The following is a 14,520-nucleotide window of genomic DNA, read 5'->3' on the forward strand; positions in this document are numbered from 1 at the left end:
CGGCCAAGAAACCTGGGGAATGTCATGGGTCTGGTGCAGGCGGTGGCAGGTGCGGTCGGTGGCGTGCTCGCCGACCAGTGGAAGGACTTCTATACGGTTCCCGATGGCCTGCCGTCGACGGCGGCGCTGTTCGCCGCGGTGCCGCGCGGCACCAATGCCGGTCGCGGTTCGAATACCAGCGGCTCCTCGAACATCATCAGCAACGGTTCGAAGATCGTGGTTCCCGAGGGCTACGGGCTGCTGCTGTTCCAGGACGGCGCGATCACCGGATTCGCCGCCGAGCCGGGCGGCTACGAATGGCGGTCGGACGACCTCAACTCCCAATCCATCTTCGCCGGCGACGGCCTGGTCAGCTCGCTGATCAAGCAAAGCTGGGAGCGTTTCAAGTTCGGCGGCCAGCCGGGCGCGCAGCAGGCCGCGTTCTTCGTCTCGCTGAAGGAGCTGCCGGACAACCGCTTCGGCACGCAGTCGGAGATCTACTGGAACGACGGCTTCCTCAACACCCAGGTCGGCGCGCTGACGCGCGGCTCCTACACGCTGAAGATCGTCGACCCGATCCTGTTCGTGAAGAACTTCGTGCCGGCCACCTACCTGCGGCCCGGCCAGGTCTTCGATTTCACCGACGTCGACAACGCCGCCGCCAGCCAGCTCTTCAACGAAGTCGTCGGCTCGCTCGCGCCGGCCTTCAGCCTGTATACGAACGATGCGGACAAGGGCAACCGCATCACCAAGATCCAGCAGGACTCGCTCGGTTTCGCCAAGAGCCTGTCCGATGCGGTGGAAGCGGGCTACCAGTGGAAGTCCGACCGCGGCCTGGCCATCGTCAAGACCGCCATCGTCTCCATCGAGTACGACGCCACCACCCGGGAACTGCTCAAGACCGTGCAGCGCGCCGACGCGCTGTCGGGCGCGCGCGGCAACTCCAACCTGCAAGCCAGCGTCGCGGCGGGCATCCAGGCGGCCGGCGAAAACGGCGGCGCGGCGGGCCTGATGGGCGTCGGCATGGCCACGGGCATGGTCGGCGCCGGCGTCGGCAGCCTGCAGCAGCCGGTGGCGCCGGCCGCGGCCGCCGCCGACGATCCGATCGCCAAGTTGAAGAAGGCCAAGGAGATGCTCGACCTGGGCCTGATCACGCAGGCCGACTACGACGCGCTCAAGACCAAGACGTTGGGCCTGTAAGCCGGAGCCGCATAGCCGCCATGTCGAACCCCACCCGTTCGCCGCCGCCGCTGCCGCCGTATACCGGCCCGGGGTCGCCGCAGGACGTACCGCCGCTGCCCGGCAGTTCGCCGCTGGATCCGGCCGCCTTGCCCGAACCGATTCGCGAGGAGCTGCTGGCGCCCGATCCGGTCGCCATCGACACGTCCTCCGAGGAGCTCAAGGACGGCCTCAACCGCTGTCCGAAATGCGGTGCGTCCGACATCCGCCACAAGCCGGGCAGCGACTTGCTGATTTGCCTGTATTGCCGCAACGAGTGGCAAGGCGCGCGGGTGGAGGAGGAGTTCGGACTCGGCGAGGGCCTCGACCAGCTCAAAGGCACCATCATCGCCTCGGGCGCGCGCGACATCGCGGCCGACGCCGCCAGCCTGATGACCTTCAAGTGCACCGGCTGCGGCGCCGAGGTGACGGTCAACACCGAGGCTGGGATGACCGCGCGGTGTCACTGGTGCCGGCACGTCTTCGGCGTCAACGAGCAGGTGGCCAACGGCGCGGTGCCCGATGCGGTGCTGCCGTTCCACATCCGCAAGGACGACGCCGTCGCCCGTATCCGTCAGTTCGTGGACAAGCGCCGCTTCTTCGCGTTGAAGGCCTTCAAGGAGCAGTTCACGCCGGAGAACGTCGTCGGCGTCTACCTGCCGTACATGATCGTCGACGGCAAGGCCAGCGCCGACATCGCCGGCAAGGGCGAAATCCAAACGCGCCGCTACACCAAGGGCAGCGGCGACAACAAGAAGACCTACTACGACGCGGACGTCTATCGGGTGGAACGGCACGTGGACTTCACCGTCGACGACCTGCCGCTGGAATCTTCCACCGAGCGCGGCAACCTGGACACCCGCGTCAACACCAACAACATCATCAATACCATCCTGCCATTCGACACCAAGAACGCGGTGAAGTGGAACGCGTCCTATCTGTCGGGCTTCAGCTCGGAGAAGCGCAACAGCGACGTGCAGCACCTGCGCCCGCGCCTGGAGGACCAACTCCTGTCGATCGCCCGCGCCCAGGTCGAGGAATCGGTGGAGCGCTACGGTCGCGGCGTGCGCTGGGAACAGGAGCGGCTCGACGTCCACGGCACACGCTGGGTGTCGATGTACCTGCCGGTGTGGCTGTATTCCTACCACCAGCCGGGCAGCAACGGCGGCATGCTGCATTACATCGCCGTGAACGGCCGCACCGGCGAGACGATGGGCAGCGTGCCGGTACAGCAGTGGAAGCTGCTATTGACCGCCATCACCGTCGGCACCTTCCTGGAAGGCATCGCACTCTGGATCGTGGGGAACTCTTAATGAGCGACGACAGCGGACTTTGGCTGCTTCTGCTCGGCCCGGCCGGCGCCACCGGCCTGTATTGGGGCCTGTATCGGTACTACCGCAACACCGACAAGTCGCACGCGTTCGAACGCGAAACGACCGTCGAGGCGCAACCGGTGACCGGCTCGGACCAGAAGATCGGCGAGGTCACGGGAACGCGGGAGACGGAGATCGACGGCAACAACGTGCAGGCCTACCGCAAGCGCGTGAAGCGCATCGAGGGCGACACGGGCTGAGTTCGAGCCACGCGCTGTCGGCGACCGAAAGGCCCCTCTCTCGGGCCTTTCTATCGAAGCCCGCGCCTCACGGCGTATTTTGGATTTCGGTGTTTCGGCCCGATAGCTTCGCGGGCGCCGCGATCGTCTTCTCGATCCAGCCGCGGTAGTGCTCCACCCGCACGCCGTAATTCGTCTGACCGTACTTGCCCGGCCAGGTTTCCATCGGATTGCCCTGCACGCGCTTCCATGCGGTGATCCCGGCCACCTGCCATTCGTCGCCTACCGCGACGAGAATGGGGCTACCGCTGTCGCCGTTGCCCAGCGATGCCTCCAGCGGAAGCGCCGCCGGCGGCGGATCGAAGGTGTATCCGATCCATCGGCCCTCCGAACTGCTGATCTCGTTGTAGCCCTGGCGCAGATCGGTCCGATTCGGGCCGTGCGGATTGTGCCCCCGCGTACCCGTCCCGGTGGCGCCCCGCCCCATGATCCGCACCACCTTCCCCAGCGCCGATTCGCTGTAGATGCGCACGGGAACCACGTCGCGCACCGGCTCGACCAACTCGATCAGGGCGATGTCGTCGGAAGCGGCCATGAACGCCAGGAAGGCGCCCCAATCGCCCGACTTGATCGCCGCGTCGACCATGTCCTGAGGCGGCTTCTTGTAATCCGGGTGAACGACGACACGGCTTACGGCGTAAGGAGTGCCGCCGACGACGACCGCATCCACCCCTGGCTGCCAGCCCACTACGTGGGCGGCGGTCAGCACCCAGCGCGGTGCGATCAGGACGCCATGGCCCTCGCCCGGCACGTCGGCCAACGCCGGGAATTCGGATATGGCCATTCGATAACGCATGTCGGGGACGTCGTCGCGAATGACGACCGCGCCGGCGCCGAACGATGCCAGCAGAAAAAAGGCAAGGACCGCACGACGCATCGGGCACCTGGAAAGCGATGTTTCGGGAAAGGAAGGGGCTCGCGAGAACCCCATCCGAGTATCGGCAATTCGTCGGCGCCGAGCCAGCGGCTCCGGGCCGATGCGCCCCCTCGCCCATCCGTCGCATGCGCCGGCGGTCACGCCCCTCTTGCGAGCAATGCGTCCAGCTGCGCGAACTGCTCCGGCAGACCTTCCGCCGAACCGGCGAGGGCTTCGTCGAGGGCCGCTTGCGTGGGGTAGAGCTCGTGCAAGGTGACCAGCGTGCTGCCGGCGTTTTCTTCGAACGTCACCGTGGTCACGGCGCCCTGATCGCTTTCCTCGTTCGTCCACACGATGCGCTTGTTCGGCGTCACCTCCGTGTAGGTGCCGAAGAACGCTATCGGTTGATCGGTAGCCGGGTGACGGAACACGAGGCGATACCTGCCTCCGGTGCGAACCTCCATCTCGCACGAGAGCAGCGACAGGCCGGCCGACTCCGGAACCCACCACTGCTTGAACAAATCGGGCCTGCTCCACGCTTCGAAGACGATATGCGCGGGCGCGTTGAACCGTCGCGTCGCGACGAATTCGCGGTCGGACTTGCGCTCCACGACGGTGCGATTGATGGCGTCGGGGCTAGCTTCGTTTCCTTTTGGCATCTGCCTTCTCCTCGCGTTTCAATTGTTCGACCAGCTGGTCGAGCGCGTCGAAACGCGCACTCCAGAGTTGGCGGTGGCGTTCGATCCAGGCGGCCTCTTCCTCCAGCCGGCGCTGTCCTAGCTTGCAGGTGCGTACGCGCCCCACCTTCTGTGTGGTCACCAGCCCCGCCTGCTCCAATACGCTGACGTGCTTCTTCATGCCGGTGAGGGTCATATCGAACTTTTGGGCAAGGTCGGTGATGGAGGCCTCCGAACCACCCAGGTGTTCGAGCACGCCGCGCCGGGTGACGTCGGAGAGCGCGGCGAAGGTTGCGTCGAGGCGGGCTTGATACTGAACCATATGGTTCACTGTAAAACGCGCGCGGGCGGTTTGCAAGCGGCCGGTCGCAGGCGCGCGAATCCTGGCCGACTCCCGTCTCGCGGCGTGCGGCCCTACCGCTTGCGGGCGGCCGCTCATTGCGCGCCCACGTCGCCTTCGGGCTGTCCTTCCGGGCACGGACTCGGTAAAAGAACCGGCACCTGCAGACGAAGCCGAAACCCCATGATCGACCGCGAACAACTTCATCGGGACGGCTATGCCCTGCTCCGCGGCGAAATTCCGGCGGAGTGGCTGGGCGATCTGCGCCGCGCCTTCGATACGGGCGTGCAGCCGTCGGAGCGCTGGCCTGTGCCGCGCGGCGCGGACTGGCGCCATTCGCTGCTGGATCTCGATCCGACCGTGCAGGCCGTCTGCCGGCTGCCGCGTCTGCTGGCCGCAGCCGGCGCGCTGATCGGCGAGCGGTTCTTTCTGGCGCAAGTGGAGGGTCGCGAGCCCTTGCCCGGACTCGGCCATCAGGGCCTGCACCGCGACCTCTCGGCGCGACGGCCCGGCGATACCGTGAACGCGCTGGCGTTCCTGGACAACTACGGCCCGCACAACGGCGCGACCCGCCTGGTGCCCGGCAGCCATCGCCCTAGGCCGGACGCAGCGCCTCCCGGCGAGGACGACGAGTCCCGCAGCACGCAACTGGCAGGCGCCGCCGGCGACATCCTGGTGTTCGACGCCGACCTCGTCCACGCAGGCAGCCTGAACCCGGGCAACCTGCGTCGCCGCTCTCTGCTGATGGGCTACTTCGCCGAATCCAACTACGCACAGCACCTCAAAACGGCGCAGCTGCGCGGCATCCGGATGGACACCAGCGAGCGCTTCGAAGCGTAGTCGGCTGCCGGCCGATTCCGGGCGCGGCAGCCCAGCGATTCCGGATGCCTGGTCGGAGGCGCCCGCTCAGTTCCGTCTCTAGGGCGGAACCGCCTCCTGAAAACTGCAACCGCTGTGATAGATCAGACACTCCACGCCGGATGCCTCGTCGCACAGTTTGGTCGCCTCGCGAATCGCGGTCTTCTCGTCGACTGCGGACGCCGCTATGCCGTGCCCTCCGCCCCAAGCGTATGCCGCGCATTGGTTGTAGAACGACAGTTGCACGGAGCATTTGCCTGGCTCTTTCGCCACTTGCTTGCAGTCGAGTACCGCATCGTTTTCGGCGGCCGCTTTCGACGCTCGACCGTTCGCCACGCCCAGTCCGCTGGCCCCTTTTTCCGTGGCATACGCGCCCCATCGGTCGGCCCATACCATCTCGATGGTCTCTTGCCGCTCTTCCTCGCCTCCCTCGCCATAGCCCGGAATCGGCGCGCAGGCGATGAAGTCCCGTGATCCGGTTTCGAACATGCCGGCAGGACACCGGCCTTCCGCGAAACCGCTCAGCGGGAGCCCTAGCAAGACGAGCCCCGCCAGGCCGACGACCGCGACTGGGCGAGCGCCGCCCATTGCCGGTTTTCTCATTTCGTTTCCTTTCGGGTCCGGCGTCGCAGGTGCGGGGCACCGCAGTGTCAGCCAGGTGGTTCATGGGCTCAAGGACCGGTTTACGGCGACAGTCCTGGGGCTTATGACTCCAGAAAATCCGACCCCGCGCCCCAGCCTGGGACGGACGACCCTGTGGCGTATGTCAACGGCACCGACCGCAGCAGGGCCTGCCCTCATCCCAGCAGCAAGCCCTGCCCTTAAGTCGGCGATTCGAACCGCAGCTTATTGACAGCGGGCAAGCACGAAGGTCACGGGCGAGTTGCCATAGCCCGCCACGACGATCTTGCCGTCGCTCTGCAGGGCAAGGCCTTGCACAGCGGCATTCGCGCTGCCGACGGTGGTGACGACAGGCCCGAAGCTGTAGTCCTGGTTGCCGTACGGGTCGTAGCGATTCAAGGTCAACTGACGGTAGCTGCCCGCACTGGAGTAGCCGCCGACGATGATGCCTCCGCTGGCATCGATGGCGACATCGCTGCCGATCGCATTGCCGTTGCCGATGGGGGTAAGGACCTTGCCGGTGCCGGATCCAAAATAGCTGTCCAGCGCGCCGGTGCTGGTGTAACGAACGGCCGCCACCCGATAGTAGCCGGCGTTCGCGCTATTCGCGTAGCCGGCGGCGACGATGTTGCCATCGCTTTGAATCGCCAGCGACGTGGCGACGGCGGAGTTGCCGGTGAACGTGCCGCCCACATTGGTCAGCACCTTGCCGCCGCTACCGAAAGTGGTGTCCAGCGCGCCTGTCGTGGTGTAGCGCGTCAACGCGAATACCGTGCCGCCGCTCGATGCGTAACCGGCCAGCACGGGCTTGCCGTCCGCCTGGATGGCCAGGCTGTTGGCGAGGGCCGAGCCGGTGCCGACCGTCGAGGTGACGGTGCCGGTACCGCTGCCGAAGCTGTAATCCAAGGTGCCGCTGCCGGTAAGGCGCGCCAGCGCAAAGCCGGAACCGGCATAGCCCGCAACCCAGATCGAACCGCCCTGGATCGCGACGGCGTAGGCTTCCGACGCCCCCGCGTAGAAATTGACGGTCGTCTTGCCCGAGCTGCCGAAGCTGGCGTCCAGCGAACCGTCCGTGTTGTAGCGGAAAACGGTGAAGTTGCGGGTGGAGGTGAAGTTCGGGCACGAAGTGCCTGCAACGACGATCTTGCCATCGGTCTGCAGGGCGAGTGCGCGCGCTTGTCCCGAGCAACTGCCGGACAGCGTGGTGGTGACTTTGCCGGTGCCATTGAAGCTCGTATCCAGCGCACCGCTGGTGGTATAGCGGGCCAGCGCGAAGTCGCCGAGTGCGTTCTGGCCGGCGGCGACGATCCGTCCGTCCGGCTGGATAACCACCCGGGCGGCGGCGCCGTAACCGCCGAATGCGGTGGAGGTGATGCCGGCCGAACCAAACGTGGGGTCCAGCGTTGCGGCCCCTGCCGGCGCCGCCAGTATGCCGATGGCACCGATGGCCATGCCCAACGAAACCTTCATCGTAGTGCTGATCATTGCTTGCTCTCCTTGAGCGTGGTTGAGTCCATTTGGTTTTCCATTCAACTCACCGTCGCTGCGCAGCGACGGTGTTCTGAATACGCAAGGCTTGAAGGCAGCGGTGAGGGTGCGTCGCTTGCCAAAGTATCCGTGCTTGATTACAGGTATCGCGCAAGTGACGTGCGGCACGGCTTGAGTCGCACCGACGGGCCGTTCGTGGCGATACGCCTGCCGATCTCTTCGAGTGCCTGTTTGCGGCCATGCGACGCTGCAGGCGGAGCGGGAGACCTCGCGAGAGGTTCGCCAGGCATTTCTGCTTCCTCAAGTTTGCGAGTGCGGTCTGTCGACGTGTCGGCAGCAGCTTGTCGTTCCGGATAAGACTTGCTGCCCGAAAGGCAACGCCGCAACTCCATCCGCGACACAGATCAAGCCCGTGGCCCGCGGCAGCTCATCCACGCCTGCCAAGCGCTGGCTTGTCCGATGCCTTGCTCGCCAGGTGAAGAAGCGAAGCTCCAGGGACTACGTACTCCAGTCGAATACGTCCTCGCTGGCCGTCGCGCAGTCGCACGCCCCATGCACTGGACCAGGGCCACCCACGCCCCTCTTTCTCGGCCCAGAACTTGCTTATGTGTGCGATGGAGCGCAGCCCCGTTCCATGCCGACATTCAGCCCCCTTTTGCCAAGTGTGCCCTAGGCGAGTCTCCGTCGTTGAGACGTTCCGGAGACAGGGGCTACACAGCGCTTGGAAGCACTGAACCCCACCATTCGCAGCCACCGCGGCAGGCGTTGGGCGGCAGTGGTTCGTCAAAATAAAATGGGGCTCCGGAGAGCCCCATTCGGGTAGCGGCAGCGTCCAGGTGCCCGTCCTGGCAACCCGGGCGACCGACCAGCGGTTTCAAGCTGCGCGCGCAGCTTTCGTCATTCGACGGTGGCGCCTACCGGCGCTCAACCGCACTTGCTGTAACCGCAGTTCAAGCAGGTGGCGCAGCCGTCCATGATGACCACGGCCTTGGTGCTGCACTTGTGGCACATGGTGGCCGAGGGCGGGAACGACACGCCTTCGCCGGTGACTTCGATGTCCTCGGCGTGGCCGGCGTCAGCGGCCGCAGCCGGAACGACCGCGGCTACGTCAGAGTTTTTTTTTGAGCGCTGCTCGTAAGCGGAACGCTTCTCGGCGATCAGGGCGCGCTGGGCATCGCTCATGTCGGGGTCGTGCATCATGCCGATCGACTTGAGGTGGTCCTCGACGATGGCGCCCATCTCCGCGACCAGCGAGGGCATGTAGACGCCGCCGGGCTTGAAGTAGCCGCCGCGCGGGTCGAACACGGCCTTCATCTCGTCGACCAGGAAGGTGACGTCGCCGCCTTTGCGGAACACGGCGGACATGATGCGGGTCAGGGCCACGATCCACTGGAAGTGGTCCATGTTCTTCGAGTTGATGAAGATCTCGAAGGGACGGCGCAGTTCGTGCTCGGTGCCGGCGTTGAGGACGATGTCGTTGATCGTCACGTACAGGGCATGCTCGAACAGCGGCGATTTGATCTTGTAGGTGGAGCCGATCAGGATCTCGGGGCGCTCGATGCGTTCGTGCATCTGGATGACGTCGGCGGTCGGCAGCTCGTCGACGGCCTTGCGCGCGGCGGCCTCGGACCTGGCGCTTTCTTTGGCCTTGTCTTCCGGGGTGACGACGCTGTAACCCTTGATTTTCTTTTCGATCTTGACGGCCATGGGCCAGGCTCCTGTTGCGGTGGTGCTTTTCTAGTTTTGGTCTGGGTGCGCGGGTAAGGCGCGGCCCTCACCCCAGCCCTCTCCCGCATGCGGGAGAGGGAGGGCTTGAAGGCTTACTTCTTCTTCGCGGCCTTCTTGGCGGCCTTCTTAGGGGCGGCCGGCTGGCGCGGAACCTTCTTGGCGGCCTTGGCGGCCTTCTTCTTGGCCGGCTGCTTGACGACCTTCTTGGCCGCCTTCTTCACGGCTTTCTTCGCGGCCTTCTTCGCCGGCTTCTTGGCGACCTTCTTCGCGGCCTTCTTGGCGGCCGGCTTCTTGGCGACCTTCTTCGCAGCCTTCTTGGCGGCCGGCTTCTGGGCGACCTTCTTAGCGGCCTTCTTGGCCGGCTTCTTGCCGGTGGCCTTGGCCTTCAGCGCGGACGCTTCCTTCTTGGCCTTGGCGCTGGCCGAAGCGAGCTTCTTCTTGGCGGTGCCGACGGCCTTCTTGGCGGCCTTGCGCGCCTTGGTGGCGGTCTTCTTGACCGACTTCACGGCGTCTTCGGCGCGGGTGGCGATGGCGCTGCCGATGTTGGACGCGGTTTCTTTCACGTTCTCGGCGGCCTGGGTCAGGGTCGCCGTCACTCCATTTCCGTTGCTCATATGCCCTCCTCGTGGGCGCTTTCGTCGGCGTTACGTATTGGCTATGTGTAATCGGGGTGTTACCGGAGCGATCCTATACCCGGTGCGCGCGCAAAACACTGAACCGCGTCGCGCGCGTCGGCCTGGCTGTGTTGCGCGGCGCCCGGCCGGGGGCGCCGCGTGAGGCGTTTGAACGGTCGCCTCCGCCGGGAATTGGGGTTCTAGCGGCTCGGGTTTCGGCGTAAGCGAGTTTCGCGGAAATCCCCCCTAGCCCCCCTTTTGCAAAGGGGGGAAGGAGCAAAGGCCGGCTTAGAACTTGCCGTAATAGCCTTCCTTGAGCGCGTCGAACAGATTGGCGGCGGTGTGCATTTCGCCGTCGTATTCGATCTGTTCGTTGCCCTTGACCTCCAGCACGCTGCCGTCTTCGAGCTCGAAGCGGTAGGTGGTGTTCTCCAGGTCGGCTTCCTTGACCAGCACGCCCTGGAAGGCGGCCGGGTTGAAGCGGAAGGTGGTGCAGCCCTTCAGGCCCTGCTCGTGGGCGTAGCGGTAGATGTCCTTGAAGTCCTCGTACGGGTAATCCGTGGGGACGTTGGCGGTCTTGGAGATCGAGCTGTCGACCCACTTCTGGGCGGCCGCCTGGACGTCGACGTGTTCCTTGGGGGTGATGTCGTCGGCGGAGATGAAGTAGTCGGGCAGCTGGGTGCCGACCTCGTCGCTGAACGGCATGGCCTTGGCGTTGATGAGTTCGCGGTAGGCCAGCAGCTCGAACGAGTAGACGTCGACCTTTTCCTTGGACTTCTTGCCTTCGCGGATCACGTTGCGGCTGTAGTGATGGGCGAAGGAGGGCTCGATGCCGTTGGAAGCGTTGTTGGCCAGGGACAGCGAGATGGTGCCGGTGGGCGCGATCGAGCTGTGGTGGGTGAAGCGGGCGCCGGTTTCGGCCAGCTCGTCGACCAGCTCGGGCGCCACTTCGGCCACGCGCTGCATGTAGCGCGAGTAGCGCGCGTGCAGGAGCTTGCCGGGGATCTCCTGGCCGACCTTCCAGCCGTCCTTCTTCATCTCCGGGCGCTTGCGCAGCATCTCGGCGGTGACGGCGAAGCGCTCTTCCATGATCGGGGCCGCGCCCTTCTCCTTGGACAGGGCCAGGCCCATTTCCCAGCCGGCCACGGCCATCTCGCGCGCGATGCGCTCGGTGAACTCGCAGGACTCGGCCGAGCCGTACTTCATCTTCAGCATGGTCACGGTGCTGCCCAGGCCGAGGAAGCCCATGCCGTGGCGGCGCTTGCGCATGATCTCGGCGCGCTGCTGTTCCAGCGGCAGGCCATTGACCTCGACCACGTTGTCGAGCATGCGGGTGAACACGCGCACGACTTCCTTGTATTCCTCCCAGTCGAACTGCGCCTGGTCGGTGAAGGCGTTGCGCACGAACTTGGTCAGGTTGACCGAGCCCAGCAGGCAGGCGCCGTAGGGCGGCAGCGGCTGTTCGCCGCAGGGGTTGGTCGCGCGGATGGTCTCGCACCACCAGTTGTTGTTCATCTCGTTGACGCGGTCGATCAGGATGAAGCCCGGCTCGGCGTAGTCGTACGTCGAGACCATGATCATGTCCCACAAATGCCGCGCGCGGATGTGGCCGTAGATCTTGCAGGCGACCAGGCCGTCTTCGCGGGAGATGTAGTTCTTGTGGGTCGGCCACTCGCGCCACACGACCTTGTCGGCGTCGTTGAGGTCGAGGTCGCCGCGTTCCTTGATGTTGACCGGGAACACCAGCGGCCAATCGGCGTCGGACTTGACCGCGTCCATGAAGCCGTCGGTGATCAGCAGCGACAGGTTGAACTGACGCAGGCGGCCGTCTTCGCGCTTGGCGCGGATGAAGTCCTTCACGTCGGGGTGGCTGACGTCGAAGGTGCCCATCTGGGCGCCGCGACGGCCGCCGGCCGAGGACACGGTGAAACACATCTTGTCGTAGATATCCATGAAGGACATCGGACCGGAGGTGTAGGCGCCGGCGCCGGCGACGAAGGCGCCGCGCGGACGCAGGGTGCTGAACTCGTAGCCGATGCCGCAGCCCGCCTTGAGGGTCAGGCCGGCTTCGTGGACCTTCTCGAGGATGCCGTCCATCGAGTCTTCGATGGTGCCCGAGACGGTGCAGTTGATCGTGGACGTGGCGGGCTTGTGCTCCAGCGCGCCGGCGTTGGAGGTGATGCGGCCGGCCGGGATCGCGCCGCGGCGCAGGGCCCAGACGAAACGCTCGTACCAGTACTGCTGCTTCTCGGACGTGGGCTCGGCGTCGGCCAGGGCCTTGGCGACGCGCTGGTAGGTGGAGTCGATGTCGGCGTCCACCGCCTCTCCGGTCTTGGTCTTCAGCCGGTACTTCTTGTCCCAGATGTCCTGGGATGCGGGCTGCAGCGGGATGTCCTTGTCAGCCGCTTCCGTCTTGACCGCCTCGAGGCGAACCGTACTCATGCCTGTCCTGTCTCCTTAACTGGGGCGGGCCGTTCGGTTGCGCCCGCCGCCGGGTGAGTCTTGTTGTGATTGCTGGTAATCGGGGTGTTGTCTGGATGTGTTGCCTGGATCGGGGTCTTGCTTACCGCACCTCTACCGCACTTGCCTGCCGCGAACCGCGGTGGTGGCTGGCCACCGACGGCTACGCGCGCGATCGCGCCGTTACGCGCCGCGTGCGAGATTGTGTTGGTGGCATCGGGCCGAGCCTGCTCCTGTCATGCGCCGCCCCCCGTTGGCGCCTAACCGACCCAAGCCGAACCCCTAAGCTTGGGCTCCCGTCGCAAAGACAACCACTACATGTAGTGTCGAAGCGAGGACTCAAGCTACGCCCGGCCCTGCACGGTGTCAACGGTTTTTTTGATGGCAGTCACGTGTCTGGATGGGGTCAAACGTCACACGCGCGCGTTACGTAAACGCTTTGGGAATACGGCCACAATTTGTGCGTAGGCCGTGAGTAGAAACCCTCAGGCGGGACACTTCATCGCATATTTAGCGCGCTTGACCGACACTTCGTTCAGCTGCGCGCGCGCCGCCGGCGCCGGGCCCCGTGCCGGGCCGCCGCGACGCCCGTCTCCCCCTTAACGCTCTTATCCGGAACGGTTCCACGATGCGTCCTCGTCCCCTGCCGACCCTGTTCGCCCTGACCCTGGCCGCCGCGTTCGGCGGTTTCGCCGCCACCGCGATCCGCGACGGCCTGGAAGCCCCGGCCCAGGCCTCGCCGGCCGCGGCCGCGCTGCCGGCGGTGTCGGCGCTGCCGACCGCGGTGGGCGGCCAGCCGGTGCCCTCGCTGGCGCCGATGCTGGCGCGGGTGACCCCGGCGGTGGTCAGCGTGCACACCAAGCAGACCATCCGCATCCGCAATCCCTTCGCCAACGATCCGATGTTCCGACGCATGTTCCCGAACATCCCGCAGGAGCGCATCAACGAGTCCTTGGGTTCGGGCGTGATCATCGACGCCAAGAACGGCTACGTGCTGACCAACCACCACGTGATCGAGGGCGCCGACGAGGTGTCGGTGACGCTCAGCGACGGACGCACGCTCAAGGCCGAGTTCACCGGCTCCGATCCGGACACCGACATCGCGGTGATGAAGATTCCGGCCGAGAACCTGAGTTCGCTGACCCTGGCCGACTCCGACGCGCTCAAGGTCGGCGATTTCGTGGTCGCGGTGGGCAACCCGTTCGGCATCGGCCAGACCGTGACCTCGGGCATCGTCTCGGCGGTGGGCCGCAGCGGTCTGCGCGGGCTGGGCTATCAGAACTTCATCCAGACCGACGCCTCGATCAATCCGGGCAATTCCGGCGGCGCCCTGGTCAATCTCAACGGCGAGCTGGTCGGCATCAACACCGCCAGCTTCAACCCGCAGGGCAGCATGGCCGGCAACATCGGCCTGGGCTTCGCGATTCCGGCCAATCTGGCGCGCAACATCAAGGACCAGCTGATCGCCAACGACGGCGTGGTGCGGCGCGGTTCGCTGGGCCTGGAATCGCAGGACGTGGACGCGCGCCTGGCGCAGGCGCTGCAGCTGGACGAGCCGCGCGGCGCGGTGGTCACGCGGGTGTTCGCCGGCAGCGCGGCGGCGGCGGCGGGCCTGAAGGCCGGCGACGTGATCCTGGCCGCGAACGGCCAGCGTATCGACAGCCGCGACGCGCTGCGCAACTTCGAAGGCCTGCAGGCGATCGGCGGGCGCGTCTCGCTGGAGGTGCGCCGCGACGGCAAGCCGCTGCAACTGGCCGCGACCCTGCGCGAGCAGCCCAAGGCCTATGCCGGCAAGGACCTGGACGAACGCCTGGGCGGCGCCAGCTTCGCCGAACTGCCCGAGCGCCTGCGCCAGTCCGGCGCCTCGGGCGTGCTGATCGAATCGGTGGCGCGCGGCAGCCGCGCCGAGCGCAACGGTTTGCGCTCGGGCGACGTGGTGGTGGCCGCCAATGCCGGCGATTTCGAGGATTTGCCGGGCTTCCGCGCGAGCTTCACACGGCCTCCGGCACAGTTGGTCCTGCGCGTGATGCGCGGCAACGCGGTCGCCAACCTGTTGATGCAGTAATGCG

Annotated in this window: 13 protein-coding genes; 5 read left to right on the forward strand and 8 right to left on the reverse strand. The window is 65.9% G+C overall.

Annotated elements, in window-relative coordinates; all coding sequences use genetic code 11:
- Nucleotides 1-24 precede the first annotated feature (24 nt).
- The 3 genes from BMZ45_RS05260 to BMZ45_RS05270 are packed head-to-tail and all read left to right on the forward strand — an operon-like array spanning nt 25 to nt 2,770.
- Nucleotides 25-1,179: an SPFH domain-containing protein gene (locus BMZ45_RS05260; protein WP_091633258.1), complete on the forward strand. Its 1,155-nt coding sequence runs from the start codon at nt 25-27 to the stop codon at nt 1,177-1,179.
- A 20-nt stretch (nt 1,180-1,199) separates the two neighbouring features.
- Nucleotides 1,200-2,510 carry a hypothetical protein gene (locus tag BMZ45_RS05265; protein ID WP_091633262.1) on the forward strand — a complete coding sequence of 437 codons (1,311 nt, stop codon included), beginning with the start codon at nt 1,200-1,202 and terminating at the stop codon, nt 2,508-2,510.
- On the forward strand, nt 2,510-2,770 hold the full coding sequence (locus BMZ45_RS05270) for a hypothetical protein (RefSeq protein WP_056178366.1): 261 nt from the start codon (nt 2,510-2,512) through the stop codon (nt 2,768-2,770). Before BMZ45_RS05265 ends, BMZ45_RS05270 begins: the two co-directional genes overlap by 1 nt.
- A gap of 67 nt (nt 2,771-2,837) precedes the next feature.
- Here the strand turns inward: BMZ45_RS05270 and BMZ45_RS05275 are convergent, their stop codons facing one another.
- The 3 genes from BMZ45_RS05275 to BMZ45_RS05285 all read right to left on the reverse strand — a co-directional run bounded on the left by BMZ45_RS05275 (nt 2,838) and on the right by BMZ45_RS05285 (nt 4,700).
- Nucleotides 2,838-3,686: a S1 family peptidase gene (locus BMZ45_RS05275; protein ID WP_091633264.1), complete on the reverse strand. Its 849-nt coding sequence runs from the start codon at nt 3,684-3,686 to the stop codon at nt 2,838-2,840.
- A 137-nt stretch (nt 3,687-3,823) separates the two neighbouring features.
- The gene (locus tag BMZ45_RS05280; RefSeq protein ID WP_091633267.1) at nt 3,824-4,324 is read right to left on the reverse strand and encodes an SRPBCC family protein; all 501 of its coding nucleotides are present in this window, start codon (nt 4,322-4,324) and stop codon (nt 3,824-3,826) included.
- Nucleotides 4,302-4,700 carry an ArsR/SmtB family transcription factor gene (locus BMZ45_RS05285; protein ID WP_254776535.1) on the reverse strand — a complete coding sequence of 133 codons (399 nt, stop codon included), beginning with the start codon at nt 4,698-4,700 and terminating at the stop codon, nt 4,302-4,304. The genes BMZ45_RS05280 and BMZ45_RS05285 overlap by 23 nt, the downstream gene beginning before the upstream one ends.
- Nucleotides 4,701-4,865: 165 nt before the next feature.
- Here BMZ45_RS05285 and BMZ45_RS05290 point away from each other — a divergent pair, with 165 nt between their 5' ends.
- On the forward strand, nt 4,866-5,522 hold the full coding sequence (locus BMZ45_RS05290) for a phytanoyl-CoA dioxygenase family protein (RefSeq protein ID WP_091633269.1): 657 nt from the start codon (nt 4,866-4,868) through the stop codon (nt 5,520-5,522).
- 78 nt (nt 5,523-5,600) lie between these two features.
- Here the strand turns inward: BMZ45_RS05290 and BMZ45_RS05295 are convergent, their stop codons facing one another.
- The 5 genes from BMZ45_RS05295 to BMZ45_RS05315 all read right to left on the reverse strand — a co-directional run bounded on the left by BMZ45_RS05295 (nt 5,601) and on the right by BMZ45_RS05315 (nt 12,433).
- Complete coding sequence (locus BMZ45_RS05295) at nt 5,601-6,143, reverse strand: DUF4189 domain-containing protein (protein ID WP_091633271.1); 543 nt, start codon at nt 6,141-6,143, stop codon at nt 5,601-5,603.
- A 243-nt stretch (nt 6,144-6,386) separates the two neighbouring features.
- Nucleotides 6,387-7,646, reverse strand: a complete 1,260-nt coding sequence (locus tag BMZ45_RS05300; RefSeq protein WP_091633273.1) for a delta-60 repeat domain-containing protein — start codon at nt 7,644-7,646, stop codon at nt 6,387-6,389.
- A gap of 927 nt (nt 7,647-8,573) precedes the next feature.
- Nucleotides 8,574-9,356, reverse strand: a complete 783-nt coding sequence (locus tag BMZ45_RS05305) for a TSCPD domain-containing protein (protein ID WP_091633275.1) — start codon at nt 9,354-9,356, stop codon at nt 8,574-8,576.
- A 113-nt stretch (nt 9,357-9,469) separates the two neighbouring features.
- The gene (locus BMZ45_RS05310; RefSeq protein WP_091633278.1) at nt 9,470-9,991 is read right to left on the reverse strand and encodes a hypothetical protein; all 522 of its coding nucleotides are present in this window, start codon (nt 9,989-9,991) and stop codon (nt 9,470-9,472) included.
- Between the two features lie 288 nt (nt 9,992-10,279).
- Nucleotides 10,280-12,433 carry an adenosylcobalamin-dependent ribonucleoside-diphosphate reductase gene (locus BMZ45_RS05315; protein WP_091633279.1) on the reverse strand — a complete coding sequence of 718 codons (2,154 nt, stop codon included), beginning with the start codon at nt 12,431-12,433 and terminating at the stop codon, nt 10,280-10,282.
- A 646-nt stretch (nt 12,434-13,079) separates the two neighbouring features.
- Between BMZ45_RS05315 and BMZ45_RS05320 the strand changes: the two genes are divergently transcribed.
- Nucleotides 13,080-14,516 carry a Do family serine endopeptidase gene (locus BMZ45_RS05320; RefSeq protein WP_091633282.1) on the forward strand — a complete coding sequence of 479 codons (1,437 nt, stop codon included), beginning with the start codon at nt 13,080-13,082 and terminating at the stop codon, nt 14,514-14,516.
- The last annotated feature ends 4 nt before the right edge of the window (nt 14,517-14,520 follow it).

This window comes from Lysobacter sp. cf310 (assembly GCF_900114355.1).
GTDB lineage: Bacteria > Pseudomonadota > Gammaproteobacteria > Xanthomonadales > Xanthomonadaceae > Lysobacter.

What these genes read in the sequence shown, in the direction of transcription:
- BMZ45_RS05300 (WP_091633273.1), bottom strand. Translation starts at nt 7,646, where the DNA reads ATGATCAGCACTACGATGAAGGTTTCGTTGGGCATGGCCATCGGTGCC.
- BMZ45_RS05290 (WP_091633269.1), top strand. Translation starts at nt 4,866, where the DNA reads ATGATCGACCGCGAACAACTTCATCGGGACGGCTATGCCCTGCTCCGC.
- BMZ45_RS05280 (WP_091633267.1), bottom strand. Translation starts at nt 4,324, where the DNA reads ATGCCAAAAGGAAACGAAGCTAGCCCCGACGCCATCAATCGCACCGTC.
- BMZ45_RS05310 (WP_091633278.1), bottom strand. Translation starts at nt 9,991, where the DNA reads ATGAGCAACGGAAATGGAGTGACGGCGACCCTGACCCAGGCCGCCGAG.
- BMZ45_RS05320 (WP_091633282.1), top strand. Translation starts at nt 13,080, where the DNA reads ATGCGTCCTCGTCCCCTGCCGACCCTGTTCGCCCTGACCCTGGCCGCC.
- BMZ45_RS05265 (WP_091633262.1), top strand. Translation starts at nt 1,200, where the DNA reads ATGTCGAACCCCACCCGTTCGCCGCCGCCGCTGCCGCCGTATACCGGC.
- BMZ45_RS05295 (WP_091633271.1), bottom strand. Translation starts at nt 6,143, where the DNA reads ATGAGAAAACCGGCAATGGGCGGCGCTCGCCCAGTCGCGGTCGTCGGC.
- BMZ45_RS05260 (WP_091633258.1), top strand. Translation starts at nt 25, where the DNA reads ATGGGTCTGGTGCAGGCGGTGGCAGGTGCGGTCGGTGGCGTGCTCGCC.
- BMZ45_RS05275 (WP_091633264.1), bottom strand. Translation starts at nt 3,686, where the DNA reads ATGCGTCGTGCGGTCCTTGCCTTTTTTCTGCTGGCATCGTTCGGCGCC.
- BMZ45_RS05270 (WP_056178366.1), top strand. Translation starts at nt 2,510, where the DNA reads ATGAGCGACGACAGCGGACTTTGGCTGCTTCTGCTCGGCCCGGCCGGC.
- BMZ45_RS05315 (WP_091633279.1), bottom strand. Translation starts at nt 12,433, where the DNA reads ATGAGTACGGTTCGCCTCGAGGCGGTCAAGACGGAAGCGGCTGACAAG.
- BMZ45_RS05305 (WP_091633275.1), bottom strand. Translation starts at nt 9,356, where the DNA reads ATGGCCGTCAAGATCGAAAAGAAAATCAAGGGTTACAGCGTCGTCACC.